This window comes from Salmonella sp. NW38 (assembly GCF_051807745.1).
GTDB classification, from domain to species: domain Bacteria; phylum Pseudomonadota; class Gammaproteobacteria; order Enterobacterales; family Enterobacteriaceae; genus Salmonella; species Salmonella enterica.
This window is the reverse complement of record NZ_JAMMTO010000003.1, coordinates 283,099-309,564: the sequence shown is the minus strand read 5'-3', so window position 1 is coordinate 309,564 and position 26,466 is coordinate 283,099. Positions and strand designations below refer to the sequence as shown.

Below are 26,466 nucleotides of genomic sequence, written 5' to 3'. Positions count from 1 at the left end.
TCTTCGCCAAAGAAAAACGTCATCGTCATCTTCAACTAAACTTGTAACCGTTATCACATTTAAGGAGATGGAGAACCATGAAACAAACCGTTGCTGCTTTTATCGCCAAAACGCTGGAACAGGCTGGCGTAAAACGAATCTGGGGCGTCACTGGCGACTCCCTGAACGGCCTGAGCGATAGTCTTAATCGTATGGGAACCATTGAATGGATGCCAACCCGCCACGAAGAGGTTGCCGCTTTCGCCGCCGGCGCACAAGCGCAGCTTACCGGCGAGCTGGCAGTGTGCGCCGGTTCATGCGGACCGGGCAACCTGCACCTGATCAATGGCCTGTTTGATTGCCACCGTAACCACGTCCCTGTTCTGGCGATCGCCGCCCATATTCCGTCCAGTGAAATCGGCAGCGGTTATTTCCAGGAGACCCACCCGCAGGAGTTGTTCCGTGAATGCAGCCACTATTGCGAGTTGGTTTCCAGCCCGGAGCAGATCCCGCAGGTACTCGCCATCGCCATGCGCAAAGCGGTGCTAAATCGCGGCGTCTCCGTGGTCGTACTTCCGGGTGACGTAGCGCTGAAACCTGCGCCTGAAAACGCCGTCACTCATTGGTACCATGCCCCGCACCCCGTCGTCACGCCGGCGGAAGAAGAGCTGAAAAAACTGGCGCAACTGCTGCGTTACTCCAGCAATATCGCATTGATGTGCGGTAGCGGCTGCGCGGGCGCGCATGAGGAGTTGGTCGCGTTGGCGGCAAAACTAAAAGCGCCAATCGTTCATGCCCTGCGCGGCAAAGAGCACGTTGAGTACGATAATCCTTATGATGTGGGAATGACCGGCCTGATTGGCTTCTCTTCTGGCTTCCACACCATGATGAACGCCGATACGCTGATCCTGCTCGGCACCCAGTTCCCCTACCGCGCCTTTTATCCGAGCGATGCCAAAATCATTCAGATTGACATCAACCCGGGCAGTATTGGCGCGCACAGCAAAGTCGACATGGCGCTGGTGGGCGATATTAAAGCCACGCTTCGCGCCCTGCTGCCGCTGGTGGAAGAAAAAAACAATCGTAAATTCCTCGATAAAGCTCTGGAGCACTATCGGGACGCCCGTAAGGGACTTGATGACTTAGCCAAACTCAGCGACAAAGCCATCCATCCGCAATATCTGGCGCAACAAATTAGCCATTTCGCCGCTGACGACGCTATTTTTACCTGCGATGTCGGCACGCCGACCGTCTGGGCGGCCCGCTATCTAAAAATGAACGGCAAGCGCCGCCTGCTGGGCTCGTTTAACCACGGGTCAATGGCCAACGCCATGCCGCAGGCGCTCGGCGCTCAGGCCACCGCGCCGGGTCGTCAGGTTATCGCGATGTGCGGTGATGGCGGCTTCAGTATGCTGATGGGCGATTTTCTCTCGGTGGTACAGATGAAGCTGCCGATAAAAATCGTCGTCTTTAATAACAGCGTGCTGGGCTTTGTGGCGATGGAAATGAAAGCCGGCGGCTACCTTACCGACGGTACCGAACTGCACGACACCAATTTCGCGCGTATCGCCGAAGCCTGCGGTATTACCGGTATTCGCGTGGAAAAAGCCGCAGACGTGGACGGAGCGCTACAGCGCGCGTTTTCCATTGACGGCCCGGTACTGGTTGACGTGGTCGTGGCAAAAGAAGAGCTGGCGATCCCGCCGCAGATCAAACTGGAACAAGCGAAAGGCTTTAGCCTGTACATGCTACGCGCCATTATTAGCGGCCGCGGCGATGAAGTGATCGAACTGGCGAAAACGAACTGGCTAAGGTAAAACAGTGCACATCACCTTTTAAAATCCAGGGATGTGCCATGATTGATTTACGCAGTGATACCGTTACCCGACCGGGCCGCGCCATGCTCGAGGCGATGATGACCGCCCCGGTCGGGGACGACGTATACGGCGATGACCCTACCGTTAACGCCCTTCAGCGCTACGCCGCCGACCTTTCCGGTAAAGAAGCGGCGCTTTTTTTACCCACCGGCACCCAGGCCAATCTGGTCGCGCTACTTAGCCATTGTGAACGCGGCGAAGAGTATATCGTCGGTCAGGGCGCGCATAATTATCTCTATGAAGCTGGCGGCGCTGCGGTGCTCGGCAGCATTCAGCCGCAGCCCATCGACGCCGCCGCGGACGGTACACTGCCGCTGGAGAACGTGGCGGCGAAGATTAAAGCGGATGACATCCACTTCGCGCGCACGCGCTTGCTCAGTCTGGAAAATACGCATAACGGGAAAGTGCTGCCGCGCGCGTATCTGAAAGACGCCTGGACATTTACCCGCGAACGTGGACTGGCGCTGCACGTTGACGGCGCCCGAATTTTTAACGCGGTGGTTGCCTACGGCTGTGAGTTAAAAGAGATTACGCAGTATTGCGACTCTTTTACCATCTGCCTGTCAAAAGGTCTCGGAACGCCGGTCGGTTCGCTGCTGGTCGGCAACCGCGATTACATTAAACGCGCGACGCGCTGGCGTAAAATGGTCGGCGGCGGAATGCGTCAGGCCGGGATTCTGGCAGCGGCCGGACTGTATGCGCTGAAGCATAACGTGGCGCGTCTGCAAGAGGACCATGATAACGCCGCCTGGCTGGCGCAGCAGCTTCGGGAAGCAGGTGCGGAGGTCATGCGCCACGAAACGAATATGCTGTTTGTTCGCGTTGGCGAAGCACAGGCCGCCGCGCTTGGCGACTATTTACGGGAACGGAATATCCTGATTAACGCCGCGCCGATTGTGCGTCTGGTGACGCATCTGGATGTTTCTCGCGAACAGCTTGCCGACGTCGTCGCCCACTGGCGCGCCTTTTTAGCCCGCTAAGGAGAGCAACGTGGCGCAACGCATTCTGGTTCTCGGCGCCAGCGGCTATATCGGCCAGCACCTGGCCTTTGCGCTAAGTCAGCAAGGACATCAGGTGCGGGCGGCGGCGCGGCGCGTGGAACGTCTGGAAAAGCAGCGCCTCGCCAACGTCAGTTGTCATAAGGTCGATCTGCACTGGCCGGAAAATTTACCCGCGCTGCTTCGCGACATTGATACCGTTTACTATCTGGTACACGGCATGGGCGAAGGCGGCGATTTTATCGCCCATGAGCGTCAGGCGGCGCTCAACGTGCGCGACGCGCTGCGCCAGACGCCGGTTAAACAACTTATTTTCCTCAGTTCATTGCAGGCGCCGACGCATGAGCAATCCGATCACCTGCGCGCCCGCCAGCTTACGGCTGACACACTGCGCGACGCAGGCGTGCCGGTGACGGAATTACGCGCCGGGATCATCGTCGGCGCAGGCTCCGCCGCCTTCGAAGTCATGCGTGACATGGTTTACAACCTGCCAATACTCACGCCGCCGCGCTGGGTGCGTTCGCGCACCACGCCCATCGCTCTGGAAAATTTACTCTACTACCTGGTCGGCTTGCTGGACCACCCTGCGCGCGAGCATCGTATTCTGGAAGCCGCCGGGCCGCAGGTATTAAGTTATCAGCAGCAGTTTGAACGTTTTATGGCCGTCAGCGGTAAACGGCGTCCGCTGATCCCGGTTCCTTTTCCGACCCGCTGGATTTCGGTCTGGTTTTTAAACGTCATTACCTCTGTGCCGCCGACTACCGCAAAAGCCTTAATCCAGGGGTTAAGGCACGATTTGCTGGCCGATGACGCCGCGTTAAAAAAGTTGATCCCCCAAACGCTTATCACCTTTGATGACGCCGTTCGCCGCACGCTAAAAGAAGAAGAAAAACTGGTGAACTCTAGCGACTGGGGCTACGACGCGCTGGCCTTCGCCCGCTGGCGTCCCGAATACGGCTATTTTCCAAAGCAGGCGGGCTTTACCGCGCAGACCCCGGCCAGCCTATCGGCGCTCTGGCAGGTCGTAAATCGGCTGGGTGGCAAAGAGGGCTATTTTTTCGGCAATATTTTGTGGCAGACGCGCGCCGCGATGGACCGTCTGGTGGGGCATAAACTGGCGAAAGGCCGCCCGTCGCATGCCTTGCTCAAGCCAGGCGATACGGTAGATAGCTGGAAAGTGATCATTGTCGAACCAGAAAAACAGCTCACGCTCTTGTTTGGCATGAAAGCGCCGGGCCTGGGGCGGCTTAGCTTCACGCTGCACGATAAAGGTCGCTACCGCGAAATTGACGTGCGCGCCTGGTGGCATCCACACGGAATGCCGGGCCTGATTTACTGGCTACTGATGATCCCGGCGCACCTGTTTATTTTCCGGGGAATGGCAAGGCGTATTGCCCGACTTGCAGAACAAATCACAGAAAAATGAGAAAAAGTTGCTGTATTCTTTCGTGTTTCCCATTGCATACCGACGTAATTCACGGAAGAATGCGCACGACGGTTTATTAAACACAGTGGATTGATATGAAGGTACTGGTTACCGGCGCCACCAGCGGCTTAGGTCGAAACGCGGTTGAATTTTTGCGCAATAAAGGCATCAGCGTCAGAGCGACGGGTCGCAATGAAGCGATGGGCAAGCTGCTTGAAAAAATGGGCGCGGAATTCGTCCATGCGGATTTAACCGAACTGGTCTCCTCGCAGGCTAAAGTGATGCTCGCCGGGATCGACACGTTGTGGCACTGCTCCAGCTTTACCTCGCCCTGGGGAACCCAACAAGCTTTCGATCTGGCGAATGTTCGCGCCACCCGCCGTCTGGGAGAATGGGCGGTCGCCTGGGGCGTGCGCAATTTTATTCATATCTCCTCTCCCTCACTCTATTTTGATTACCACCACCACCGTGATATCAAAGAGGATTTCCGTCCGCATCGGTTTGCCAATGAGTTCGCCCGCAGTAAAGCCGCCGGCGAAGAGGTGATTAATCTGCTGGCGCAGGCCAATCCGCAAACACGTTTTACGGTGTTGCGTCCGCAAAGCCTGTTTGGCCCGCACGATAAAGTATTTATCCCACGTCTGGCGCATATGATGCACCATTACGGTAGCGTCTTATTACCGCACGGGGGCAGCGCGCTGGTCGATATGACCTACTATGAAAATGCGATCCACGCCATGTGGCTGGCCAGCCAGCCGGGCTGCGATCATCTGCCTTCTGGCCGCGCTTATAACATCACTAACGGCGAAAACCGCACCTTACGCAGCATCGTACAAAAGTTAATAGATGAACTGACTATCGACTGCCGCATTCGCTCTGTGCCTTACCCGATGCTGGATATGATCGCCCGCAGTATGGAGCGCTTCGGCAAAAAATCCGCCAAAGAGCCCCCGCTAACGCATTACGGCGTGTCAAAACTGAATTTTGATTTTACGCTCGATACGACTCGCGCGCAGGAAGAGCTGGGCTACCAGCCCATCGTCACGCTGGACGAAGGCATTGAACGCACCGCCGCCTGGCTACGCGATCACGGAAATTTACCGCGTTAATCCTGGCCGTACTTCTCCAGTAATGCTTCGGCAATCGCCTGCGTTTCGGCATCTGCGATACCGTTCCATTGCGCCGGACGGAAGTGCATCTGGAACGCCATAATCACCCGCTGCTGCTCGCGTGTCGTCATATCGGCTTTGACTTCATAACCATAGCGCGAGAGTAACGCAAGCACCGTTGCGGTATCGACTGGCGTATACGGCGCGCGTCCAGCCAGATAAAACGCTACACGCTGGGCGTCAGGCCAGGCGCCAATCCCCTGCGCCGCCAGCTCGCGCCACGGGAAGCGCGGGCCGGGATCGTCTTTACGCTGCGGCGCGATATCCGCATGGGCCACCACATTCTGCGGTTTGATGTCATAGCGCGCGATAATGTCCTTCGCTAACGGAATCAATGCCTGAATTTGCGCGGATTCAAACGGCGCGAAAGATTTCACCCCGCCGGACATTCGCCAGCCGCGATTTTCCAGCTCAATGCCAATAGACGTATCATTGAGACGCGTGGCGCCTCGCCAGAAACTGACGCCCGCATGCCAGGCCTGATCCTGTTCCGGCACCAGTTGCCAGATGCGCGGTTTACCGCCATATAATGGCGGGGTTGCGGGAATCAGGTAATGCGAACTGACGTTGCGACCCGTTAACGTCGCCAGCGAAACGTCAAAGTTTTCCGCCGTATAGTGAATCACCAGGACTTTAATGCGCGGATAGGCCGCCTGCGCCCGATGTCGGGTATCAAGCTGATATCCCTCTTTATCGATAATTCCTTTTTCGCTCGCGCAGCCTGTTAACAGCAACGCGAGACCCACCAGCCACAGTAGCGCTCTCATCGGCGCGTTTTCACCGCCGTTCCGCTGACGCTGACCATCAGCATACTGCCATCCTTGCCGACAGTTTCGTAATCAATATCGATGCCTACCACCGCATCGGCGCCCAACGCTTTAGCCTGCTCGCCAAGTTCCTGAAAAGCGATTTCACGCGCTTTACGCAGCTCTTTCTCATACGCGCCGGAACGTCCGCCGACGATATCCCGAATGCCGGCGAAAAAATCGCGGAAAATATTGGCGCCTAAAATGGCTTCGCCCGTTACCACACCGCAATACTCCACGATGCTTTGTCCTTCCAGCGTTGGGGTTGTTGAAAACTGCATAGTGAATCTCCCAGGTTAGCTAAGCACACGATCTCAAACGCATTATCAAGCTGATACGCTATCATTGAAAGGATATAATTGATTATCGTAGATCGGTTTTTGCTCGATCGCCTATAAGGAAATCATCATGCGCTATTCTAAACTCTCTTTGCTCATCCCGTGCGCGCTTCTGCTTAGCGCCTGTACGACCGTCACTCCCGCCTACAAAGATAATGGCCCGCATATCGGCGCGTGTGTGGAAGGCGGCCCGGACAGCGTGGCTCAACAATTTTACGACTACCGTATTCAACACCACAGCAATGATATCGCCGCGCTTCGCCCCTACTTGAGTGATAACCTGGCGAAATTGTTGACCGACGCCAGCCGCGATACGGAGCACCGTCAGTTGATGAGCGGCGATCTGTTCTCCAGCCGCGCTACGCTGCCGGATAGCGCCAGCGTCGCCAGCGCATCAACCATTCCGAACCGAGATGCGCGCAATATTCCTCTGCGGGTGGCGTTAAAACAGGGCGATCAAAGCTGGCAGGATGAGGTCCTTATGATTCACGAAGGCTCATGCTGGGTGATTGACGACGTTCGCTATCTGGGCGGAGATGTCCATGCCCCTGCCGGTACGCTGCGCCAGTCGATAGAAAATCGTTAACAGCCAGTATTCCCCGCTTTTGCACCCATAACCCCGTAAATTGTCTGGCATTCTGCCCGGGATGCCGACAATTCTTCTTACCTACTATTCCTCCTGCTATTTTGTGCTATGTTTAGGGAAGAATGTGGGATATATTTAACTTTTAACGCATAAATATTGCATAACTATTCTGCGAAAGGTACTATCTGCGGCTTCAATAGCTATCAGACTGCCTGTATACGAGTGTCAATGAGTATTCAATTAAACGGCATTAATTGCTTTTACGGCGCGCATCAGGCGCTGTTCGATATCACGCTGGATTGCCCCGAAGGCGAAACGCTGGTGTTGCTTGGCCCAAGCGGGGCGGGTAAAAGTTCGCTGCTGCGTGTACTCAATCTGCTTGAGATGCCGCGCTCCGGCACTCTGACTATCGCCGGGAACCATTTTGATTTTACGAAAACGCCGTCCGATAAGGCGATTCGTGAGCTACGTCAAAATGTCGGAATGGTCTTTCAGCAATATAATCTTTGGCCGCATCTCACCGTTGTGCAGAATCTGATTGAAGCGCCCTGCCGCGTACTGGGTCTGACAAAAGATCAGGCGCTGGCGCGCGCAGAAAAGCTGCTGGAGCGTTTACGTCTGAAGCCCTATAGCGATCGTTATCCGTTGCATCTTTCCGGCGGTCAGCAGCAGCGCGTCGCGATTGCCCGCGCGCTGATGATGGAGCCGCAGGTGCTGCTGTTTGATGAACCGACCGCCGCGCTGGACCCGGAAATTACCGCTCAAATCGTCAGCATTATTCATGAGCTGGCGGAAACGAACATTACTCAGGTGATCGTTACGCATGAAGTCGAAGTGGCGCGTAAGACCGCCAGTCGTGTGATTTATATGGAAAATGGTCACATCGTCGAGCACGGTGATGCGGGTTGCTTTGCCCACCCTCAGACCGAAGCGTTCAAAAACTATCTCTCTCACTAAGATTCGGGACAATGACAATGAAAAAAGTTCTGATTGCCGCGCTAATTGCAGGCTTTAGCCTTTCCGCTACAGCAGCCCAGACCATTCGTTTTGCGACCGAAGCGTCCTATCCGCCGTTCGAATCGATGGATGCTAATAACAAGATTGTCGGCTTTGACGTCGACCTGGCCAACGCGCTATGTAAAGAGATCGACGCCTCCTGTACCTTTACCAATCAGGCGTTCGACAGCCTGATCCCCAGCCTGAAATTCCGCCGCTTCGACGCTGTAATGGCGGGAATGGATATCACGCCGGAACGTGAAAAGCAGGTGCTGTTTACCACGCCATATTACGACAACTCCGCGCTGTTCGTGGGTCAGCAGGGCAAATACACCAGCGTCGATCAACTGAAAGGCAAGAAAGTCGGCGTACAGAACGGTACGACGCACCAGAAATTCATCATGGATAAGCATCCGGAAATCACCACCGTACCGTATGACAGCTATCAGAACGCGAAGCTGGATCTACAAAATGGCCGTATCGACGCTGTTTTCGGCGACACGGCGGTCGTGACCGAATGGCTGAAAGCCAATCCTAAGCTGGCGCCGGTCGGCGATAAAGTCACCGATAAAGATTATTTCGGCACCGGCCTGGGTATCGCGGTACGTCAGGGCAACACCGAGCTGCAGCAGAAATTCAATACTGCGCTGGAAAAAGTGAAGAAAGATGGGACTTACGAGACCATCTATAACAAATGGTTCCAGAAGTAATCTTTGATGAACGAATTTTTTCCTTTAGCAAGCGCCGCCGGGATGACCGTCGGCCTTGCCGTCTGTGCGCTGATCATTGGCCTCGCGTTAGCCATGTTCTTTGCCGTCTGGGAGTCCGTAAAATGGCGCCCGATTGCCTGGATAGGCTCCGCGCTGGTCACTATTTTGCGCGGCCTGCCGGAAATTCTGGTGGTGCTGTTTATCTATTTCGGCTCCTCGCAACTCCTGCTTACGCTGTCTGACGGGTTTACCCTCCATCTCGGCTTTACGCAGATCCCGGTGCAAATGGAGATTGAGAACTTTGACGTCAGTCCGTTCCTGTGCGGCGTGATTGCGTTGTCCCTGCTGTATGCGGCCTATGCGTCGCAGACGCTACGCGGCGCGCTGAAAGCCGTTCCGTCTGGTCAGTGGGAGTCGGGTCAGGCACTGGGATTATCAAAGACGGCGATTTTTTTCCGTCTGGTGATGCCGCAGATGTGGCGTCACGCTCTGCCAGGGCTGGGTAATCAGTGGCTGGTGTTGCTAAAAGATACGGCTCTGGTCAGCCTTATCAGCGTTAACGATCTAATGTTGCAGACCAAAAGTATTGCCACACGCACCCAGGAACCGTTTAACTGGTACATTATTGCGGCGGCTATTTACCTGGTCATTACGCTGATCAGTCAGTACATTCTCAAACGCATAGACCTGCGCGCGACACGTTTTGAGCGGAGGCCGGACTAATGCTTGAGTATTTACCTGAACTGCTAAAAGGGCTACACACCAGCCTGACGCTGACCGTGGCTTCTATTGCCGTCGCTTTGGTGCTGGCGTTAGTTTTTACTATTATCCTGACACTAAAAACGCCGTTCGTGGTGTGGCTGGTACGCGGCTATATCACGTTGTTTACCGGTACGCCGTTGTTGGTGCAAATTTTCCTGATCTACTACGGACCCGGTCAATTCCCGACACTGCAAGAGTATCCGCTACTCTGGCATCTACTGTCTGAACCGTGGCTGTGCGCACTGATCGCGTTGTCGCTAAACAGCGCCGCTTATACCACGCAGCTATTTTATGGCGCGATTCGCGCGATTCCGGAAGGTCAGTGGCAGTCCTGCGGCGCGCTGGGGATGAGTAAGAAAGATACGCTGGCGATTTTGTTGCCCTATGCGTTTAAACGCGCCCTCTCCTCCTATTCTAATGAGGTAGTACTGGTCTTCAAAAGTACCTCTCTGGCCTATACCATCACCTTGATGGAGGTCATGGGGTACAGTCAGTTGCTCTATGGTCGTACCTACGATGTGATGGTATTTGGTGCGGCAGGCGTAATTTATCTGGTCGTCAACGGTCTATTGACGCTGATGATGCGTTTGATTGAGCGTAAAGCCCTGGCGTTTGAGCGGCGCAATTAACCAGGCAGGATAAGGCATTCTCGCCGCCGTTCGACAATGGTCAGATGGCGCTGCGCTTATCAAGCCTACGATGCATAATATTGAATAAACCCGACGGACAAGTGGTTAACTTGTCCGTCTTTTTTTATCCATTTTAAAATATTTAATCATTTTTATTGCATACAAATTCAATTAATGGCATTGTAAATCTATGCCGCAGACACGGCGCATAATCATAAGATTACGGGAGTGACATCATGAAAAAGTTAGTTCTGGCCGCATTACTCGCCTCTTTCGCCACTGGCAGCATCGCCGCTGAAAAAATCAATTTCGGGGTTTCCGCCACCTATCCCCCGTTTGAATCCCTGGATGCGAGTAATAAAATTGTGGGCTTCGATATCGATCTGGCAACCGCATTGTGCAAGCAAATGCAGGCAGAATGTACTTTTACCAATCATGCTTTCGATAGTCTTATCCCGGCGCTGAAATTCAGAAAATATGATGCCGTCATTTCCGGAATGGACATTACCCCGGAGCGCAGTAAGCAGGTCGCCTTTAGCAATCCCTATTATGCGAACTCCGCGCTGGTGATTGCCAAAAAAGACACCTATAAAACCTTTACCGATCTAAAAGGTAAGCGTATCGGTATGGAAAATGGCACCACGCATCAAAAATATCTCCAGGATAAACATCCGGAGGTCAAAACCGTGGCCTACGACAGCTACCAGAATGCGATTATCGACCTGAAAAATGGCCGTATTGACGGCGTCTTTGGCGATACCGCAGTGGTCAATGAGTGGCTGAAAACGAATCCGCAACTGGGTCCGGCAACAGAGAAAGTGACCGATCCGCAATACTTCGGTACCGGACTTGGCATCGCGGTGCGCCCGGACAATAAGGCGTTGCTGGAAAAACTGAATGATGCGCTGGCCGCCATTAAAGCGGACGGCACTTATCAGAAAATCAGCGATCAGTGGTTCCCGCAGTAAGACGTATGTGATTACCCCACCGTGTTGCGAAATGGCAGTATAAATACCTTATTCAGACCACGAAATCATCCTGGCCTGATAAGCGCAGCGCCATTGAGCATTCTACAGTTTGTCATCAGTCTCAAACGCCTGCATCAACAGGCGATTCGGACTAATACTTGCCGGGTGACGCTGACGCGTACCCGGCTTACAACATTGTTACGTTTTTAGATAACATCCAGACCCAGACGGCGATACTGCTCCGCCGGAGCATCATTTTCTTTCATCAAACGGATAAGTAAGTTGATCATCCTTGCTTCGATGGCCTCATCATGAATAGGATGTTGCTGCTGCGGATCGTCTCTGAGATCAAACAAGAGATGACCAAAGCTATTCACACCTTTATATTTTTCCCTGGCCGGAATACGTAATACCTGAAGCCCTTTAGTGAATTTAAACGGAGGCGCCAGAGATAATTTTCCCAGTTCATCCACGTCATAACGCGCATTCATCTTGATCGGCATTAACGTGTAGTTCGCAATGTCATGCTCACGCCCCGGCTGCGCGGCCCGCATATAAACATACCGTCCGTCGGTAACATTAACATGTCCGCTAAACACGCCAAACAGCGCGCCTTCCCTGACGGGTTCATCACTGGCAATGACTTTCGCCAGCGGTTGGCCCTGCATATCTGCGGGAATAGGTTGCTGAAAATAATCCAGTAGCGTTGGCGCCCAGTCAATCATCTGCACCAGCGACTGCCGCCGCGCTCCGCATACCGCGCTGCGCGGGTCCCAGATAAACAGCGGGTTATTCGCCACCTCGTTATAATAGGGCATTTGATTTTTAGCCCACCAACCGTGCTCCCCCAGCAAGAAGCCGTGATCGGTACCGACAATCAGCATCGTATCGCGCCAGAGATCGTGTTCATCCATCAGATTAAGGATACGTCCCAGATTGCGGTCGCACATGGAAACCAGGGCCCGATAACGACAGCGAATATGCGCTATCGCCTCCTCGCTTTCACTGACTTTGCCGCGCGGCCAGTCATAATGCGGGCCTTGCCACTCATCGTCATAGAGCGATAAATATTCCTCGGTGGTATAAAACGGTTCATGCGGATCGAACGTCTCAACCTGCAATAACCAGTTATCTTCGGCATGATTTTTATGGATAAAATCGCACCCGGCGTCAAAAACTTTCGTCTGGGGAAAATCGGCTTCCTGCTGGATGTATTCGCGGTTCGCCCAGTCGTGACGCCATAGCCCGGAAACGCCGCCTCCGGTTTGTTTTTGTGGAACGCGCAATACTTCCGGAATGGGCGGCTCGCCAACGCTCGCCTTCCAGTGATCGCCCTCCTGACCGCGTACTACGTCCCAGGAGCTATAGCGGTTATGGTAGTTACCGCCGCCGTCTTCCCAGTAATGCAAATGATCGCTGATAAGATGGGTGTAGATCCCCGCTTTTTTCAATAATTCCGGCATGGAATCATCAAAGGGTTCCAGCGGGCCCCACTCACGATGCAGGAAATTATAACGCCCGGTGTGCAGTTCCCGACGGGCTGGCATACAGGGCATACTGCCGACATAACTATTGTCAAAGGTGGCGGCATGTGCCGCCAGGCGTTGAAAGTTAGGCGCTTTCGTTAGCAAATCGCCATAGGGCGGCAAATAGTTTTTATTCAGACTGTCAAACAGCAGAATAATCGCTTTCATGACTCAGCCTCATTTGTTGAGCAGGTGCGGAAAATTTTTCTCTACCACATCGTAAATCTGTTTACCTATTGATTCGCCATCCATGATATTTTCAATGGGAATGAGATATTGTCCGTGTTTAGGATCGAGGCTAACGACATCAAGCAATTTTTTTGAAATCGCATAAATATCTGCCCAGTCGGTAAATCCACCGACCTCTCCCGCTGCCGTATGCTCCATATCAAAAGAGAAGTCATATTTTGCTAACGCTTTTTTAACCACAGTCTGTAACATTACGCTACTGCCTACACCATAACCGCATACGAATAAAATATTTACAGAATCTTTCATGATAAAATCCTTTATATAAACCGAATCAATTAAATGGAATAAGGACCAAGATGGAACGTTGAAGCAATAAATTTCAGTAATTCACAAATCGCAGGCCACAGAGTCGCCCAGTCAAATATTCCCGTCCAGCCCACACCTTCTTTTGCCAGCCCGGTTAAAGGAATGGCCCATACCGTACCGAAAGTCTGAATAATCCCTAACAGGAAAGTACAAATAATAACGGAACGATATCCCCCCATTCGGTTGGCTAATACGCCGATGGGACCGCCGGAAAAGAAGAGCGGAACAAAACCAGGCAATACCATAATAGGGCTATGGATGAGCAGCAGAATGCCCATGGAAAAAATCGTGCCGAAGGTACAAAAGACGAATCCCAGCGTGGCCGCGTTCGGCGAAAAAGGTAATAAAGCAGCAACATCCACAGCCGGTATAGCATTAGGAATAAAGCGATCCTGCCATCCTTTAAACGAACCGTTAATTTCGCCTACCATCATCCGCACGCCCTGCAGCAAGATGACCATATACATAGAGAATTGCAGGCCCAGATTGATGATATAGATATACCAGGGTTTGCCTTTCGCCATTAACTGTACGTTATCGATCCCTGTCGCCAATAAAAAACCGCCAACGAAGAGCGTCATCACAATGGCGATTGCCGTCACGTTGTGGTTAAAAATGGCTAACCAACCGGGAAGTTTCAGGTTTTCGGCGTCATGCTTTTCCGGATCGCCGAATTTATGCGCGAATTTCGAGAAAAACCACAGTCCCAACATCTGGTTATGCGCGATGGTAAAACCGGCGTTATTGGTCACTTTGGCAATGGGGTTAACAATAAGCGTGGTTGAAAACGCCCAAAAAACCCCGGTCAATACCCCGGCAATCACAATGGATTGTACCCAACCGAACCCCAGCCAGAAGACAATTAACCACAGTACCGCCTGTGAATGTGAGACCCCGGTATTACCGGTAAGAAATATACCTTTTGCGCCGGTATAACGACCAAATAAAACTAATATCAGGTTAGTAAAAAACGCCAGTACAAAAACGTATCCTACATAGCCGAAATTATCGCCCAGCGCTATTTGCGTCGCGGCTTTCATGGCGTATGAATCCATTAAGTATCCATGCACGCCATAAGCCTTGCTGACTGCCTCTGCAACCGGTTTAAAAGTGGCTGAAAATTGAAAGCCGCCAAATAACACCATCATCAAACCGACCATCGCGCTGATCATACCGGTGATAATTTTTATAGGCGTCTTTTTATCCAGCGCATAGCCAACACCGACTAATATCCCAATTAATATTGCCGGTTCAGTTAAAAACGTTTGAATAACATCTATAAATTTGGCAAACATCGTCTGAACGCCCTCCATAAGCGTGCCTATTCGTTGTCATGATTGACCCCTTTACTGACGTTACGTATTGCTTCGCTGATGCTATTGAAATTTACCCGATAAACCACCTTGTCTAATTTTGCCTTACACGCACTGTAATAATCAAAATTAGTCATTAAAAGATTTAAAGTGATTATTTGTGATTTGATTTGCAAAAATAGGTTAATATATAACCATGATCGATCGGAGTTTTTTATCGATCGATCATGGTTATTATTATTTATGGATAATTAGACAGTTAATATAGATATTTTGTATGTCTAGCTTTTGGCGCTACAGCCTGCAAAGCAATGTTAACACTTCATAATGCGCGGTATGCGGGAACATATCGAAAAGCTGAACACGTTGAATACGGTAGTTCGGCAGATGGCGAATATCCTGCGCCATCGTCTGCGCGTTACAGCTTGAATAAATAATAAAACGCGGCGCCATTTGTGCAAGGTAATCGCACAACGGCTTGCCAATGCCACGGCGGGGAGGATTCACCAACACCAGGTCGGGCGTTTCGCCTTGTGCGGTGGCGAATTGGGTGGAATCCAACGCCTGGAAATGAAGGCGGGTCAATCCCAGCTCGGCAGCGGATTGCTTCGCGCAGGCAATCGCCTCCGGCGCGATCTCAATACCGGTTAATTGCATCTGCGGCGTCGCGCAGTGCAGGCCGAATCCGCCCACTCCGCAAAAAAGATCCCACATATGGCGTACCGGCAGTTGCCCTACCCAATCGCGCGCCGTTGCATATAATCGGCTGGCGACCGTAGGGTTGGTCTGAAAGAAACTTTGCGGACGAATCCACAGCGGCACATCGTTAAAACGTTCCGCCAGCGCCTGCTGATCCGTCAGATAGATTTCCGTCTCCCCTTCCATAATCGCCATATGTACCGGCTGAATATTTGCGGTGATCACCCTGAGCTGCGGCAGTTGCGCACGCAGCCACGGTAACGCTGCGCGAAGTTGCGTAAGTTTGGTTTCTGAACGCAACACGAAGCGTAGCATCATGCCGCCATCGAACTGACTTTCCGTCAGCAACAGGTATTTCAGTTCGCCACGTTTTCGCGCCACGTTATAAGGCGTGAGTCCGGCACGGGCAATAAAAGGTTTTAGCGCGCTGAATACGGGGGCAAAGGAGGCGGGATACAGCGGGCAGCCGCAAAGATCGACTGGCGTACCGTCGCGATGCAGCATCCCGAAGAGCGGTTTTTCTACACTACCGCTCACGACCATTTTCGCTTTGTTGCGGAAATGCTGTTCCGGGCCGCCAATCGGCGCGCACCACTGTTCAACAGGCAGCCCGGTCAGCAAACGATGTAAATCGGCTGTTTTTGCGGAAAGTTGTTCGTTAACCGACTGCGTAATCCATTGACAGGAACGGCAGCGACCCGCGTCATAGAGTGCGCACTGCATACCAAAAAACCTTCATATTATCCGGGGCGACGATTATACACATTATTGCAGCCGGAAGAACCGACGGCTGGGAGCGGGAATAAACAGCAGAAACAGAATTAAAAGATCGGGGAGTTTTTGCATGACCAGGGAATGCAGGATATCACGCTTCGATTCTCCCGCGATGCTAAACAACTCCGGATACCCGTAGCCTAACGACGCCGCCCACAGATACCCACTCACAATAATTTGTGTCGCCAGGTACACCCAGCGCGCCCAGCTACGGCCTTTCACCAGCGAAAACGCACAATAAATTTCAACAAAGACCAGCACTAAGCTTGCCAGAAAGACCAGGGTTAAGCTCCACGTCTGCACACTGCGATGAATAAACTCGCCCATCCCACGTATGCCGAGGGTATTCATAATCATCAGCACATCGAGACCGCGAATCAAAATAATCGCCATAGCCGCAACCTGCACCAGCGTAGGCACATTTAAACGGGCATGTGATGAGGTTGATTGCTTTATAAATCCCAATGAATGTCTTCCCTGAAAATGATGCCGCGACCCGCGCGGCAACGCATTGCCATAGTGGAAGATTTTAGTGGCTTCAGCCGCGTCTTGCACGCTGGATATCGCGAATCCGCTGTTTTTCCGCTCGCGCCATCAGGTACCAGGCAATAAATCCGACGATTCCTACCACGCCGAGGATTAACGTCGCCAGCGCGTTGATTTCCGGGTTCACGCCCATGCGCACGCTGGAGAAAACTAGCATCGGTAGCGTGGTGGCGCCGGGACCGGAAACGAAGCTGGCAATCACCAGATCGTCAAGGGAAAGCGTAAAGGCCAACAGCCAGCCCGAGATCACCGCTGGCATGATCATCGGTAACGTAATGACAAAAAAGACCTTCAACGGCGCCGCGCCAAGATCCATCGCCGCCTCTTCAATCGAACGATCCAGTTCGCGTAATCGCGAAGCGATCACCACTGCCACATAGGCGGTACAGAAAGTGACGTGCGCCAACCAGATGGTCAGCATCCCGCGATCGGAGGGCCAGCCGATAGCATGACCGAGCGCGACAAACAGCAGCAGCAGCGACAGCCCGGTAATCACATCCGGCATCACCAGCGGCGCGGTGATCATAAACGCAAAGCCGTTTGCGCCGCGAAACCGTCCAAATCGCACCATCACCACCGCGGCAATGGTACCGAGCACCACCGCCATCGTCGCCGCGCAGGCGGCAATTGTCAGGCTTAGGCCCACTGCGCTCATCATGGCGGTATCCCGAAAGAGCTCGCCATACCAGCGCGTCGACCATCCCGCCCACACCGTCACCAGCTTCGAACTGTTAAACGAGTAAATCACCAACATTAACATCGGCGCATAGAGAAAAGTAAACCCCAGCACCAGAATCAGAATGCGCCAGGGCGAGCGAACGACCGGTAAGTTATTCATCCGTGCTCCCCCACACTTTTTTGCTGATGTTTATGGAACCACATGATCGGTACTATCAGCAGCAGCAACATAATAATGGCGACCGCAGAAGCCACCGGCCAGTCGCGGTTATTGAAAAACTCCTGCCACAGAACGCGACCAATCATGATACTGTCCGGCCCGCCAAGCAGTTCCGGGATCACGAACTCGCCCACCGCCGGGATAAAAACCAGCATCGAGCCGGCGATGATTCCGCCTTTGGTGAGCGGTACAATGATGCTAAAAAACGTTTTCAGCGGTCGGGCGCCGAGATCCAGCGACGCTTCCACCAGCGAATAATCAATGCGCGTCAATGCGGTATAAATGGGCAGAACCATAAACGGCAGATAAGCATAAACAATGCCGATATAGACGGCCAGGTTAGTGTGCAGGATCGTCAGCGGCTGATCGATAACCCCTAGCCACAGCAACACATTGTTCAGCACGCCGTTGTTTTTCAAAATGCTCATCCAGGCATAGACGCGTATTAAAAAAGATGTCCACGAGGGCAGGATCACCAACAGCAGCAGGATATTGCGCGTGGAGGGCTTGCTGTGCGCCACCGCCCACGCCAGCGGGTAGCCCAACAGCAGGCAGCAGATTGTGGAAATACCGGCAATTTGTAACGATTGCAGATAGGCTTCGAAATAAAGCGGATCGTCGGTCAGTTGCAAAAAATTGCCGAGGTTGAGCGTAATCGACAACTGACCGTCAGCCCATTCCAGCAGATCGGTATACGGCGGGATCGCCCTCGCCATTTCCGCCAGGCTTATCTTAAAGACGATAAGAAACGGCAGTAAAAACAGCAGAATGAGCCAGATATAAGGCAAAGCAATAACCAGCTTACGCCCATGTTTCATTTGCATTCGCGCCAACCATAGCGCCGCACTGCCAGGTTTACTGATGCGTGCCGGAGGTTCAAGTGTGCTCATGTTTCCCCCTTATACCGTCAGGACCACGCAGCTATCCGCTTCCCAGCACAAACGCACTTCATCGCCCCAGGTCGGTAACCCTTTCCGGTAACGGTGCGCATTCTGCAGTTGAGCGCTGATCATCTGCCCGCTTTTTAGCCGCACATGATAAATAGACAGATCGCCGAGATACGCAATATGCGCCACTTCGCCGACGGCGAAATTATAGCCATCGGCAGGCGGCGACTCACACAGCATGATTTTTTCCGGACGTAGCGCCACATATACCGGCACATTATCAACGACAGAGGCATCTGCATCGACTTTTAACGGATGAACCAAACCGGGCGCGTCAATGACCAGACCGTCCTCTTCACGCGCTTTCAGTAAGCCCTCAAAAACATTTACCGATCCGATAAATTCGGCGCTGTAGCGGGTCGTCGGATGCTCGTAAATCTCCTCCGGTTCGCCAATTTGCACAAATTTTCCACGGTTCATGATGGCAATGCGCCCCGCCATCGTCATCGCTTCTTCCTGATCGTGCGTCACCATGACGCAGGTCACGCCGACGCGCTCAAGGATATCCACCACTTCAAGCTGCATCCGGTCGCGTAATTTTTTATCCAGCGCGCCCATCGGTTCATCCAACAAGAGCAGCTTAGGACGTTTCGCCAGGCTGCGAGCCAGGGCCACGCGCTGACGCTGACCGCCGGAAAGCTGATGCGGCTTACGTTTCGCAAACTCCTGCATGTGCACCAGACCCAGCATCTCATTGACGCGGCTGGTAATCTCCGCCTTCGGCAGTTTGTCCTGCTTCAGACCAAAAGCGATGTTCTGCTCTACCGTCATATGCGGAAACAACGCATAGGACTGAAACATCATATTAATTGGACGCTGATACGGCGGAACATGCGCCAGATCGACGCCGTCGAGCATAATTTGCCCGCTGCTCGGCGGTTCAAAACCTGCCAGCATCCGTAGCAGAGTCGATTTTCCACAACCTGACGCGCCCAGCAGGGCAAAAATCTCGCCTTTATAGATAGTCAGACTGACATCATCGACAGCATGTTGCCCGTCGAATGACTTCGTCAGGTTGCGAATTTCCAGAAGCGGCGTCAGCGCTTTACGGGTTTTCACCTGCGGGCGGTGGGGGACATCATTCACAAGGCGCTCTCCGGCATAACACAATCAAACGATACAAACGGTGGAATGCCCGATAGCGCACGCTTATCAGGCCATACCGTTAATCAATTACTTACCACTTTTCACCTTCGTCCATGCGCGGGTGCGGACGCGATCAATCTTCGGCTCCTGCACTTTCAGGGTAAACAACTTGGCCCGCACATCCGCCGGCGGATAAATTCCCGGGTTATCGCGCACCTGCTGGCTGACCAGCGCCGTCGCCTCTTTATTCGCATTGGCGTAGAAAACGTGATCGGAAATATGGGCAATCACATCAGGGCGCAACAGATAATTAAGGAACTGGTAGGCCTCGTCTTTATTTTTGGCGTCAGCCGGCATGGCAAACACATCAAAAAATGCCATTGCCCCCTCTTTGGGGATCGAGAAAGAGATATTGACGCCATTTTTCGCCTCTTTCGCCCGGTTAGCGGCCTGCCAGACATCGCCCGCCCAGCCGATGGCCACACAGGTATCGCCATTAGCCAGATCGTTAATGTATTGCGAGGAGTGGAAATAGCGAATGTTTGGCCGTAGCTTCAACAACAGATCGGTTGCCGGGCCGGTGTAGTCATCCGCTTTGCTGCTATTCGGATCTTTACCCAGATAGTTCAGCACGGTGGCAAAAATTTCTTCAGGCGCATCAAGGAAAGAGACGCCGCAGCTTTTTAGCTTCTCCAGATTTTCCGGCTTGAGGACTAAATCCCAGCTATTCACTGGCGCATCATCCCCCAGCACCGCTTTCACTTTATCAACGTTATAACCAATGCCCGTCGTGGCCCACATATAAGGCATGGCGTATTTGTTGTCAGGATCGTGCTTCGCTACCAGTTTCAGCAGTTCAGGATCGAGGTTTTTCCAGCCGGGAAGTTTGCTTTTATCCAGCGGCTGAAAAACGCCCGCGGTGAGCTGGCGCTCAAGAAAACTGGCCGATGGCACCACCAGATCGAACCCGGTGCTGCCTGCCATTAACTTGCCTTCCAGCACTTCGTTAGAGTCAAAGACATCATAGATAACGTTAATCCCGGTCTCTTTTTCAAAGTTCGCCACCGTGTCCGGCGCGATATAATCTGACCAGTTATAAATGTGCAGCGTTTTTTGTTCGGCAGCGAGCGTGCCGACAGAGACGACCATCAGAGCACCCGCAACCAGACCCGATAGCCATTTTTTCTTTAAGGCGGTCATCATCGCTTTCCTTCTGAAATCCGTTAACAAATGAACCCATTAGGCGTGGTTTAAAACATGCCTGAAATGTGCATACCTTTTCATTTGATACAAATGAAGAAGAGAGGTCGCCCTCCCTGCCATCAAGCTCGCTATAGAAGCTTCGCAAGAATAACTTTAGCTAAGGTTTGAGGCTATAGCCCAGATTAAAAAACGCCTTTTATCAATTTTTTATGCAGGTTTTGTCTATGTGATAAAGCGAAATGGTCAGAAAGGAGGTGAATAATTCTTTAAATAAAGGTTAACGGCAGCATAAAAAAACGTAAACAGCAGCCGCGCTGGCAGCGACTGCCTGATTATCGGGAGGGATCAGTGAAGAAAATGGTCAACCGCGCTGGTTTTTTGCGCGTCTTCTTCCGCGTTAAACAGAAGCTGATGCGCCCCGGCCTCAAGGATCACCATAGAAATCTGCTCTTCACTTTGGCGAACAAACCATTCGAACTGTTCGTAGGTGACGCCTTGCATAACGGATAAAGACTGGCACACAACCAGTTTTGGCAGATTATCATCCTGCATATCGAGAAAGGCTTTTACCGTCAACGAACTGGCGTTGATAGCAGAGAGATCGGCCGCCAGCGGCAGCAACGCGGAAGGCCTGACCTCCGCCATCGCGGAAAAAAGAATGGTGTTGTCCACCAAATCGATTTTAGCATCGTAGACGCCGTCAAAATTCTGCATATGCGGCAAATGCAGCGCCTGGCAGGTATCACATTCGAAGAAATTCATGCCCAGGTCGTCGAGCCATTGACGCAACGTATCCAGAGTGGGAACGACCAGTGATATCATAATAATGTGCTACCTCTTACGATGACGATGAAAAATTACCGGCACAGCTTACGCAAAAAGCGTGCTTCGTACTACGGCGGAATCCACGATTGCGATTAGCCGCCGATTTTAAGGCAAAATTCAGGCGTAGCGTGACGTTCTATCCACTGAATCATTCGCCCCGCGATATCCACGCCCGTAGTCTTTTCGATACCTTCCAGTCCCGGCGAGGCATTCACCTCCATCACCAGCGGCCCGCGCGCGGCGCGTAAAATATCGACACCCGCCACATCCAGCCCCAGCGTCTGTGCGGCTTTGATGGCGATATCCCGTTCACGGGGCGTGATCGTCGCGATGCTGGCCACCCCGCCACGATGAAGATTGGAGCGAAAATCACCGGCTTTCGCGCACCGCTCAATCGCCGCCACAACCTCATTGCCGACGACCAGACAACGAATATCGCATCCTTTAGCTTCGGCAATGTATTCCTGAACCAAAATATGGGCATTCAGCCCCCGAAACGCATCAATAACGCTTTCAGCAGCCTGACGCGTCTCCGCCAATACCACGCCGATCCCTTGCGTGCCTTCTACCAGCTTCACGACCAGCGGCGCCCCGCCAACCATCTTAATAAGATCGCTGGTGTCATCCGGAGAATGGGCGATCCCGGTAATGGGAAGATCGATCCCCTGGCGCGCCAGAAGTTGTAGCGATCGCAGCTTATCGCGCGCGCGGGTAATGGCGACGGATTCATTCAGCGGATAGCTACCCAGTAGCTCAAACTGACGTAGCGCAGCGGTACCATAAAAGGTAATGGCCGAACCAATACGGGGAATAACGGCGTCATAATGGGGCAGACGACGCCCCTTGTAATGGATCGACGACGCAGCCGGATTAATATTCATATAGCAGGAAAGAGGATCGAGTATCTCGACCAGATGGCCGCGCCGCATCGCCGCTTCGCGCAGACGTTTGCAAGAATAGAGCGTTCCATCCCTGGACAATATGGCAATTTTCACCCTGCACCTCGCTGAAAACCCTGAAAAGCCCGCGTATCATACACTGGCCCGCAGGTTTTAGCGCGTCGCCCAGCCCTGTTTATGCAAATATTCAAGGATAAATGGGCGATTTTCTTTAATCAGGGTGCGACGGATATGATCGCTCCAGGTATCGCGTCGCGTATTACTGCCTCGGGTCAGATAATACTCAGCCAACTGCTCGTCATAGCGCGCCAGCAGCTTTTCATCAAGCGGTTGATACTGGTTCTCATGAACCACAAGCTCTGCAGGCAGGCGCGGTTTCAGATCCGGATTATCCGCAGGCCATCCCAAACACAGGCCAAAGAGCGGCAATACATGCTTCGGCAATTTTAACAGTTCGGTAACAGATTCAATATTGTTACGAATGCCGCCGATATACACGCCGCCTAACCCCAGTGATTCCGCCGCCGTCAGCGCATTTTGCCCCATCATCGCCGTATCGACGACACCGAGCAGCAGTTGTTCGGCAAGCCCCAACTGCGCGTCAGGGCAGATCTGCAAATGACGATTAAAATCGGCGCAAAATACCCAGAACTCAGCGGCCTGCGCCACATGCTTTTGCCCGCCCGTCAGGGGCACTAACGCCTCGCGCAGCGCCCGATCGGTAATACGGATAATAGAGCTGCACTGTAAAAAACTGGAACTGGACGTGCTGCGCGCGGCGGCAATAATGGCCTCTCGCTGCGCGTCAGTCACGGGTTCATCGGTGAAATGGCGAATAGAACGATGGCCACAAAGAAGTTCAATGGTCGGACTCATTATGCTTTTCTCTATCTGAACGGGAAGAAATGTCGGGTGGACGTTTCATCAACTGCGGCGCCAGTAACTGCGCAATACGCCACATCATCGCCACCGCGGCGGGGAGGATCAACACGACGCCCAGGAAAACCATCAATACGCCAGCCAGCGGCGTATTGAACGGCGCGGGCAGCGTAAGGTAATGATTAAGCGATAGCAGAGCAAGCGCCAGCAAAATCATACCGAGGTATTCCAGTATCAGTACGCTTTTGGGTAACACGCCAATCGTGCGCATATCAAGCCTCCCGGTAAACTGACGCACAGTGTAGAACGTTCTGGTCCGGCGTGCTTAACAGATATAGCCCTGGGTTATCAAAGGAACAGGCGTAACCTGCTTTTCATCTGCCGTAAATCGCGGCATGATAACACCTGTTCGCCGTCTGGCTTTATGTTCGAGGAGAGATATGTTTACTGTTATTTTTGGCCGCCCAGGGTGCCCTTATTGCGTGCGTGCAAAAGAGTTGGCGGAAAAACTGAGCAAAGAACGCGACGATTTCAACTACCGCTATATTGATATCCATGCCGAAGGCATTACTAAAGCGGATTTGGAAAAAACCGTAGGTAAACCTGTAGAAACCGTACCGCAGATTTTTGTCGATCAAAAACATATCGGCGGCTGTACAGATTTTGAAGCATGGGCAAAAGAAAATCTGAATCTTTTCGCCTGATTGCTCTGGCAACGCCCTCTACCGGAGGGCGCTACCGGCGTTTTTTTCGCCGGTGGCTAAACAGGCTGCTAATAAACAAATAACAGAGCGCGCCTAACGCACACCAGAATACGGCGCTAAATAACCACGCCAGTTCTTGCCAAAACGATCGGGTAGGCATAAATACCACGCGCATTAACACCAGGCAAAACGGCGCCGCCAGCATCGCCCCGATCAGCGGTCGGATCACCTCGCGTCGGTGAGAACAAAAACTGGCCACCGCACCAGGCAACGTAAAAAATAACAGTCCAATCTCAGGATGCCCTGCCGCGCGAAAAGCGCCTTGTACATGCATAGTTAATGAAAGACACACCACAATAAAGAGTACAAAGCAGCAGACAACGCTTGCCCACCCGTGTTTATGTTTCAATCGTTCCTCCTGACACTCTCTATCGAACACGCTTTCCGCCGTGAGGCATCCAGTCAGATAAAGTCATGTGGCATTCCATGCCAAAAACACACCTGCACGATTCTTATAGCCGTTAGTACGCAATAAGATTAAACTAGCAGGATATATTGTTGTGTTGTTTTTATTTGGATGCTGTATGCAATACGATTGCACCCTTAATTCATGATAAAAACAGTAGCGTAAATTACCATTTCTTTCAACAGCTTACTCGTAAACAAGAAGTTAGTCTCCGTGAATATAAACGTCGCAGATTTGTTAAATGGGAATTACATCCTGTTATTATTTGTGGTCCTGGCTCTTGGCCTGTGTCTTGGCAAGTTACGTCTGGGTTCAGTCCAACTTGGTAATTCCATTGGCGTTTTAGTGGTCTCTCTATTATTAGGGCAGCAACACTTCAGTATTAACACCGACGCGCTAAATCTGGGATTTATGCTGTTTATTTTTTGTGTCGGCGTCGAGGCTGGCCCCAACTTTTTTTCGATTTTTTTTCGCGACGGTAAAAATTATCTGATGCTTGCCCTGGTCATGGTCGGTAGCGCTCTGCTAATCGCCTTAGGCCTTGGTAAGCTATTCGGCTGGGATATCGGCCTGACGGCCGGTATGCTGGCCGGCTCAATGACATCCACGCCCGTGCTGGTTGGCGCAGGCGATACCCTGCGACATTCCGGCATCGCCAGCACCCAACTCTCCTCCGCTCTTGATAATCTGAGCCTGGGCTATGCCCTGACCTATCTGATTGGCTTGGTCAGTCTGATCGTGGGCGCGCGCTACTTGCCTAAACTACAGCATCAGGATTTGCAAACCAGCGCCCAGCAAATTGCTCGCGAGCGCGGTCTGGATACCGATGCTAATCGCAAGGTTTATTTGCCGGTTATCCGCGCCTATCGGGTTGGCCCGGAGCTGGTGGCCTGGACTGACGGCAAAAACCTGCGCGAGCTGGGTATTTACCGTCAGACAGGCTGCTATATCGAACGTATTCGCCGTAACGGTATTCTGGCGAACCCGGATGGCGATGCGGTGCTGCAAATGGGCGATGAGATTGCGCTGGTCGGCTATCCGGACGCGCACGCCAGGCTCGATCCCAGCTTCCGTAATGGTAAGGAAGTGTTTGATCGCGATCTGCTTGATATGCGCATCGTGACGGAAGAAATTGTGGTGAAAAACCACAATGCGGTCGGTCGCCGCCTCGCTCAGCTCAAGCTGACCGATCATGGCTGCTTCCTTAACCGCGTCATCCGCAGCCAGATCGAAATGCCTATCGACGATAACGTCGTGCTGAATAAAGGCGACGTGTTACAGGTGAGCGGCGACGCCAGACGCGTAAAAACCATCGCCGATCGCATTGGTTTTATTTCGATCCATAGCCAGGTGACGGACCTGCTCGCCTTCTGCGCTTTTTTTATCATCGGGTTAATGATCGGGATGATTACCTTCCAGTTCAGCAATTTTAGTTTCGGCATCGGCAACGCGGCCGGATTGCTGTTCGCCGGGATCATGCTCGGTTTCCTGCGCGCTAACCATCCTACCTTTGGTTATATTCCGCAGGGCGCGCTTAACATGGTGAAAGAATTCGGCTTGATGGTATTTATGGCAGGCGTTGGTTTAAGCGCCGGCAGCGGTATCAGCAACGGTCTGGGCGCGGTCGGCGGACAAATGCTGATCGCCGGGCTTGTCGTCAGCCTGGTACCGGTGGTGATCTGCTTCTTGTTTGGCGCTTATGTGCTGCGCATGAACCGGGCGCTGCTGTTTGGCGCCATGATGGGCGCGCGTACCTGCGCCCCGGCGATGGAAATCATTAGCGATACGGCGCGCAGCAATATTCCAGCGCTGGGTTATGCGGGGACTTACGCCATCGCCAACGTTCTGCTAACGCTGGCGGGGACGCTTATTGTCATCATCTGGCCGGGGTTAGGATAA

28 protein-coding genes are annotated in these 26,466 nt (G+C 52.6%); 12 read left to right on the top strand and 16 right to left on the bottom strand.

Annotated features, from left to right (window positions below; genetic code table 11):
• The first annotated feature begins 77 nt into the window (after positions 1–77).
• From poxB to NA624_RS07740, 4 genes are all read left to right on the top strand, one after another.
• Positions 78–1,796 (top strand): ubiquinone-dependent pyruvate dehydrogenase, encoded by a 1,719-nt coding sequence (poxB, locus tag NA624_RS07755; RefSeq protein ID WP_000815322.1) that lies wholly within the window; start codon positions 78–80, stop codon positions 1,794–1,796.
• A gap of 38 nt (positions 1,797–1,834) precedes the next feature.
• Positions 1,835–2,836, top strand: a complete 1,002-nt coding sequence (gene ltaE, locus NA624_RS07750; RefSeq protein ID WP_000566346.1) for a low-specificity L-threonine aldolase — start codon at positions 1,835–1,837, stop codon at positions 2,834–2,836.
• Positions 2,837–2,846: 10 nt separating this feature from the next.
• Positions 2,847–4,280: an SDR family oxidoreductase gene (locus NA624_RS07745; RefSeq protein WP_000068993.1), complete on the top strand. Its 1,434-nt coding sequence runs from the start codon at positions 2,847–2,849 to the stop codon at positions 4,278–4,280.
• A gap of 95 nt (positions 4,281–4,375) precedes the next feature.
• Positions 4,376–5,389, top strand: a complete 1,014-nt coding sequence (locus NA624_RS07740; RefSeq protein ID WP_000866907.1) for an NAD-dependent epimerase/dehydratase family protein — start codon at positions 4,376–4,378, stop codon at positions 5,387–5,389.
• Here NA624_RS07740 and NA624_RS07735 read toward each other — a convergent pair.
• Positions 5,386–6,216, bottom strand: coding sequence for an N-acetylmuramoyl-L-alanine amidase (locus NA624_RS07735; protein ID WP_001202296.1), 831 nt, complete (start codon positions 6,214–6,216; stop codon positions 5,386–5,388). The two genes, NA624_RS07740 and NA624_RS07735, sit on opposite strands and share 4 nt — an antisense overlap.
• A complete protein-coding gene (locus NA624_RS07730; protein WP_001160725.1) occupies positions 6,213–6,536 on the bottom strand; it encodes a heavy metal-binding domain-containing protein in 324 nt (107 codons plus the stop codon). The genes NA624_RS07735 and NA624_RS07730 overlap by 4 nt, the downstream gene beginning before the upstream one ends.
• A 127-nt stretch (positions 6,537–6,663) precedes the next feature.
• Between NA624_RS07730 and NA624_RS07725 the strand changes: the two genes are divergently transcribed.
• The 6 genes from NA624_RS07725 to artJ all read left to right on the top strand — a co-directional run bounded on the left by NA624_RS07725 (position 6,664) and on the right by artJ (position 11,244).
• Complete coding sequence (locus NA624_RS07725; protein ID WP_001270719.1) at positions 6,664–7,179, top strand: lipoprotein; 516 nt, start codon at positions 6,664–6,666, stop codon at positions 7,177–7,179.
• 228 nt (positions 7,180–7,407) lie between these two features.
• On the top strand, positions 7,408–8,136 hold the full coding sequence (gene artP, locus NA624_RS07720) for an arginine ABC transporter ATP-binding protein ArtP (protein ID WP_000027186.1): 729 nt from the start codon (positions 7,408–7,410) through the stop codon (positions 8,134–8,136).
• Positions 8,137–8,153: 17 nt separating this feature from the next.
• Positions 8,154–8,885 carry an arginine ABC transporter substrate-binding protein ArtI gene (artI, locus tag NA624_RS07715; RefSeq protein ID WP_000756586.1) on the top strand — a complete coding sequence of 244 codons (732 nt, stop codon included), beginning with the start codon at positions 8,154–8,156 and terminating at the stop codon, positions 8,883–8,885.
• A gap of 6 nt (positions 8,886–8,891) precedes the next feature.
• Positions 8,892–9,608 carry an arginine ABC transporter permease ArtQ gene (gene artQ / locus NA624_RS07710; RefSeq protein WP_001001677.1) on the top strand — a complete coding sequence of 239 codons (717 nt, stop codon included), beginning with the start codon at positions 8,892–8,894 and terminating at the stop codon, positions 9,606–9,608.
• Positions 9,608–10,276 (top strand): arginine ABC transporter permease ArtM, encoded by a 669-nt coding sequence (gene artM, locus NA624_RS07705; protein WP_000895393.1) that lies wholly within the window; start codon positions 9,608–9,610, stop codon positions 10,274–10,276. The genes artQ and artM overlap by 1 nt, the downstream gene beginning before the upstream one ends.
• Positions 10,277–10,512: 236 nt before the next feature.
• Positions 10,513–11,244 (top strand): arginine ABC transporter substrate-binding protein ArtJ, encoded by a 732-nt coding sequence (gene artJ, locus NA624_RS07700; RefSeq protein WP_000737537.1) that lies wholly within the window; start codon positions 10,513–10,515, stop codon positions 11,242–11,244.
• A gap of 206 nt (positions 11,245–11,450) precedes the next feature.
• On the opposite strand, the gene NA624_RS07695 is transcribed toward artJ, so the two are convergent.
• The 13 genes from NA624_RS07695 to NA624_RS07635 all read right to left on the bottom strand — a co-directional run bounded on the left by NA624_RS07695 (position 11,451) and on the right by NA624_RS07635 (position 23,668).
• The gene (locus NA624_RS07695) at positions 11,451–12,938 is read right to left on the bottom strand and encodes a sulfatase (protein ID WP_000644026.1); all 1,488 of its coding nucleotides are present in this window, start codon (positions 12,936–12,938) and stop codon (positions 11,451–11,453) included.
• Positions 12,939–12,947: 9 nt separating this feature from the next.
• Positions 12,948–13,268: a PTS sugar transporter subunit IIB gene (locus NA624_RS07690; RefSeq protein ID WP_000655399.1), complete on the bottom strand. Its 321-nt coding sequence runs from the start codon at positions 13,266–13,268 to the stop codon at positions 12,948–12,950.
• Between the two features lie 29 nt (positions 13,269–13,297).
• The gene (locus NA624_RS07685; RefSeq protein WP_000399320.1) at positions 13,298–14,641 is read right to left on the bottom strand and encodes a PTS sugar transporter subunit IIC; all 1,344 of its coding nucleotides are present in this window, start codon (positions 14,639–14,641) and stop codon (positions 13,298–13,300) included.
• Positions 14,642–14,935: 294 nt separating this feature from the next.
• The gene (gene rlmC, locus NA624_RS07680) at positions 14,936–16,063 is read right to left on the bottom strand and encodes a 23S rRNA (uracil(747)-C(5))-methyltransferase RlmC (protein ID WP_001149801.1); all 1,128 of its coding nucleotides are present in this window, start codon (positions 16,061–16,063) and stop codon (positions 14,936–14,938) included.
• A 42-nt stretch (positions 16,064–16,105) separates the two neighbouring features.
• Positions 16,106–16,579, bottom strand: coding sequence for a YbjO family protein (locus NA624_RS07675; protein ID WP_000505788.1), 474 nt, complete (start codon positions 16,577–16,579; stop codon positions 16,106–16,108).
• Positions 16,580–16,652: 73 nt separating this feature from the next.
• Positions 16,653–17,498, bottom strand: coding sequence for a putrescine ABC transporter permease PotI (gene potI, locus NA624_RS07670; RefSeq protein ID WP_001061629.1), 846 nt, complete (start codon positions 17,496–17,498; stop codon positions 16,653–16,655).
• Positions 17,495–18,448, bottom strand: coding sequence for a putrescine ABC transporter permease PotH (gene potH / locus NA624_RS07665; protein WP_000105457.1), 954 nt, complete (start codon positions 18,446–18,448; stop codon positions 17,495–17,497). The genes potI and potH overlap by 4 nt, the downstream gene beginning before the upstream one ends.
• 9 nt (positions 18,449–18,457) lie before the next feature.
• Complete coding sequence (gene potG, locus NA624_RS07660) at positions 18,458–19,591, bottom strand: putrescine ABC transporter ATP-binding subunit PotG (protein WP_001000698.1); 1,134 nt, start codon at positions 19,589–19,591, stop codon at positions 18,458–18,460.
• 87 nt (positions 19,592–19,678) lie between these two features.
• Positions 19,679–20,791, bottom strand: coding sequence for a spermidine/putrescine ABC transporter substrate-binding protein PotF (gene potF, locus NA624_RS07655; protein ID WP_000125769.1), 1,113 nt, complete (start codon positions 20,789–20,791; stop codon positions 19,679–19,681).
• A gap of 348 nt (positions 20,792–21,139) precedes the next feature.
• Positions 21,140–21,616 (bottom strand): YbjN domain-containing protein, encoded by a 477-nt coding sequence (locus tag NA624_RS07650; protein WP_000624810.1) that lies wholly within the window; start codon positions 21,614–21,616, stop codon positions 21,140–21,142.
• 95 nt (positions 21,617–21,711) lie between these two features.
• Positions 21,712–22,614, bottom strand: a complete 903-nt coding sequence (rimK, locus tag NA624_RS07645; RefSeq protein ID WP_000684366.1) for a 30S ribosomal protein S6--L-glutamate ligase — start codon at positions 22,612–22,614, stop codon at positions 21,712–21,714.
• 57 nt (positions 22,615–22,671) lie between these two features.
• The gene (nfsA, locus tag NA624_RS07640; protein ID WP_000075300.1) at positions 22,672–23,394 is read right to left on the bottom strand and encodes a nitroreductase NfsA; all 723 of its coding nucleotides are present in this window, start codon (positions 23,392–23,394) and stop codon (positions 22,672–22,674) included.
• Complete coding sequence (locus NA624_RS07635; RefSeq protein ID WP_001259137.1) at positions 23,378–23,668, bottom strand: YbjC family protein; 291 nt, start codon at positions 23,666–23,668, stop codon at positions 23,378–23,380. Before NA624_RS07635 ends, nfsA begins: the two co-directional genes overlap by 17 nt.
• Positions 23,669–23,837: 169 nt before the next feature.
• On the opposite strand from NA624_RS07635, the gene NA624_RS07630 reads away from it, so the two are divergent.
• Positions 23,838–24,101, top strand: coding sequence for a GrxA family glutaredoxin (locus NA624_RS07630; protein WP_000495513.1), 264 nt, complete (start codon positions 23,838–23,840; stop codon positions 24,099–24,101).
• A 31-nt stretch (positions 24,102–24,132) separates the two neighbouring features.
• On the opposite strand, the gene NA624_RS07625 is transcribed toward NA624_RS07630, so the two are convergent.
• Complete coding sequence (locus NA624_RS07625) at positions 24,133–24,510, bottom strand: inner membrane protein YbjM (RefSeq protein ID WP_000680850.1); 378 nt, start codon at positions 24,508–24,510, stop codon at positions 24,133–24,135.
• A gap of 270 nt (positions 24,511–24,780) precedes the next feature.
• Between NA624_RS07625 and NA624_RS07620 the strand changes: the two genes are divergently transcribed.
• Positions 24,781–26,466, top strand: a complete 1,686-nt coding sequence (locus tag NA624_RS07620; protein WP_001024853.1) for an aspartate:alanine antiporter — start codon at positions 24,781–24,783, stop codon at positions 26,464–26,466.

Bases quoted from the DNA above. Each gene is read 5' to 3' on its own strand.
- rlmC (WP_001149801.1), bottom strand. From the start codon at position 16,063: ATGCAGTGCGCACTCTATGACGCGGGTCGCTGCCGTTCCTGTCAATGG.
- NA624_RS07725 (WP_001270719.1), top strand. From the start codon at position 6,664: ATGCGCTATTCTAAACTCTCTTTGCTCATCCCGTGCGCGCTTCTGCTT.
- artM (WP_000895393.1), top strand. From the start codon at position 9,608: ATGCTTGAGTATTTACCTGAACTGCTAAAAGGGCTACACACCAGCCTG.
- NA624_RS07650 (WP_000624810.1), bottom strand. From the start codon at position 21,616: ATGATATCACTGGTCGTTCCCACTCTGGATACGTTGCGTCAATGGCTC.
- NA624_RS07630 (WP_000495513.1), top strand. From the start codon at position 23,838: ATGTTTACTGTTATTTTTGGCCGCCCAGGGTGCCCTTATTGCGTGCGT.
- ltaE (WP_000566346.1), top strand. From the start codon at position 1,835: ATGATTGATTTACGCAGTGATACCGTTACCCGACCGGGCCGCGCCATG.
- potI (WP_001061629.1), bottom strand. From the start codon at position 17,498: ATGAATAACTTACCGGTCGTTCGCTCGCCCTGGCGCATTCTGATTCTG.
- potH (WP_000105457.1), bottom strand. From the start codon at position 18,448: ATGAGCACACTTGAACCTCCGGCACGCATCAGTAAACCTGGCAGTGCG.
- artJ (WP_000737537.1), top strand. From the start codon at position 10,513: ATGAAAAAGTTAGTTCTGGCCGCATTACTCGCCTCTTTCGCCACTGGC.
- NA624_RS07695 (WP_000644026.1), bottom strand. From the start codon at position 12,938: ATGAAAGCGATTATTCTGCTGTTTGACAGTCTGAATAAAAACTATTTG.
- potF (WP_000125769.1), bottom strand. From the start codon at position 20,791: ATGACCGCCTTAAAGAAAAAATGGCTATCGGGTCTGGTTGCGGGTGCT.
- NA624_RS07730 (WP_001160725.1), bottom strand. From the start codon at position 6,536: ATGCAGTTTTCAACAACCCCAACGCTGGAAGGACAAAGCATCGTGGAG.
- artQ (WP_001001677.1), top strand. From the start codon at position 8,892: ATGAACGAATTTTTTCCTTTAGCAAGCGCCGCCGGGATGACCGTCGGC.
- NA624_RS07735 (WP_001202296.1), bottom strand. From the start codon at position 6,216: ATGAGAGCGCTACTGTGGCTGGTGGGTCTCGCGTTGCTGTTAACAGGC.
- poxB (WP_000815322.1), top strand. From the start codon at position 78: ATGAAACAAACCGTTGCTGCTTTTATCGCCAAAACGCTGGAACAGGCT.
- NA624_RS07690 (WP_000655399.1), bottom strand. From the start codon at position 13,268: ATGAAAGATTCTGTAAATATTTTATTCGTATGCGGTTATGGTGTAGGC.
- artI (WP_000756586.1), top strand. From the start codon at position 8,154: ATGAAAAAAGTTCTGATTGCCGCGCTAATTGCAGGCTTTAGCCTTTCC.
- NA624_RS07635 (WP_001259137.1), bottom strand. From the start codon at position 23,668: ATGCGCACGATTGGCGTGTTACCCAAAAGCGTACTGATACTGGAATAC.
- NA624_RS07740 (WP_000866907.1), top strand. From the start codon at position 4,376: ATGAAGGTACTGGTTACCGGCGCCACCAGCGGCTTAGGTCGAAACGCG.
- nfsA (WP_000075300.1), bottom strand. From the start codon at position 23,394: ATGAGTCCGACCATTGAACTTCTTTGTGGCCATCGTTCTATTCGCCAT.
- NA624_RS07685 (WP_000399320.1), bottom strand. From the start codon at position 14,641: ATGGAGGGCGTTCAGACGATGTTTGCCAAATTTATAGATGTTATTCAA.
- artP (WP_000027186.1), top strand. From the start codon at position 7,408: ATGAGTATTCAATTAAACGGCATTAATTGCTTTTACGGCGCGCATCAG.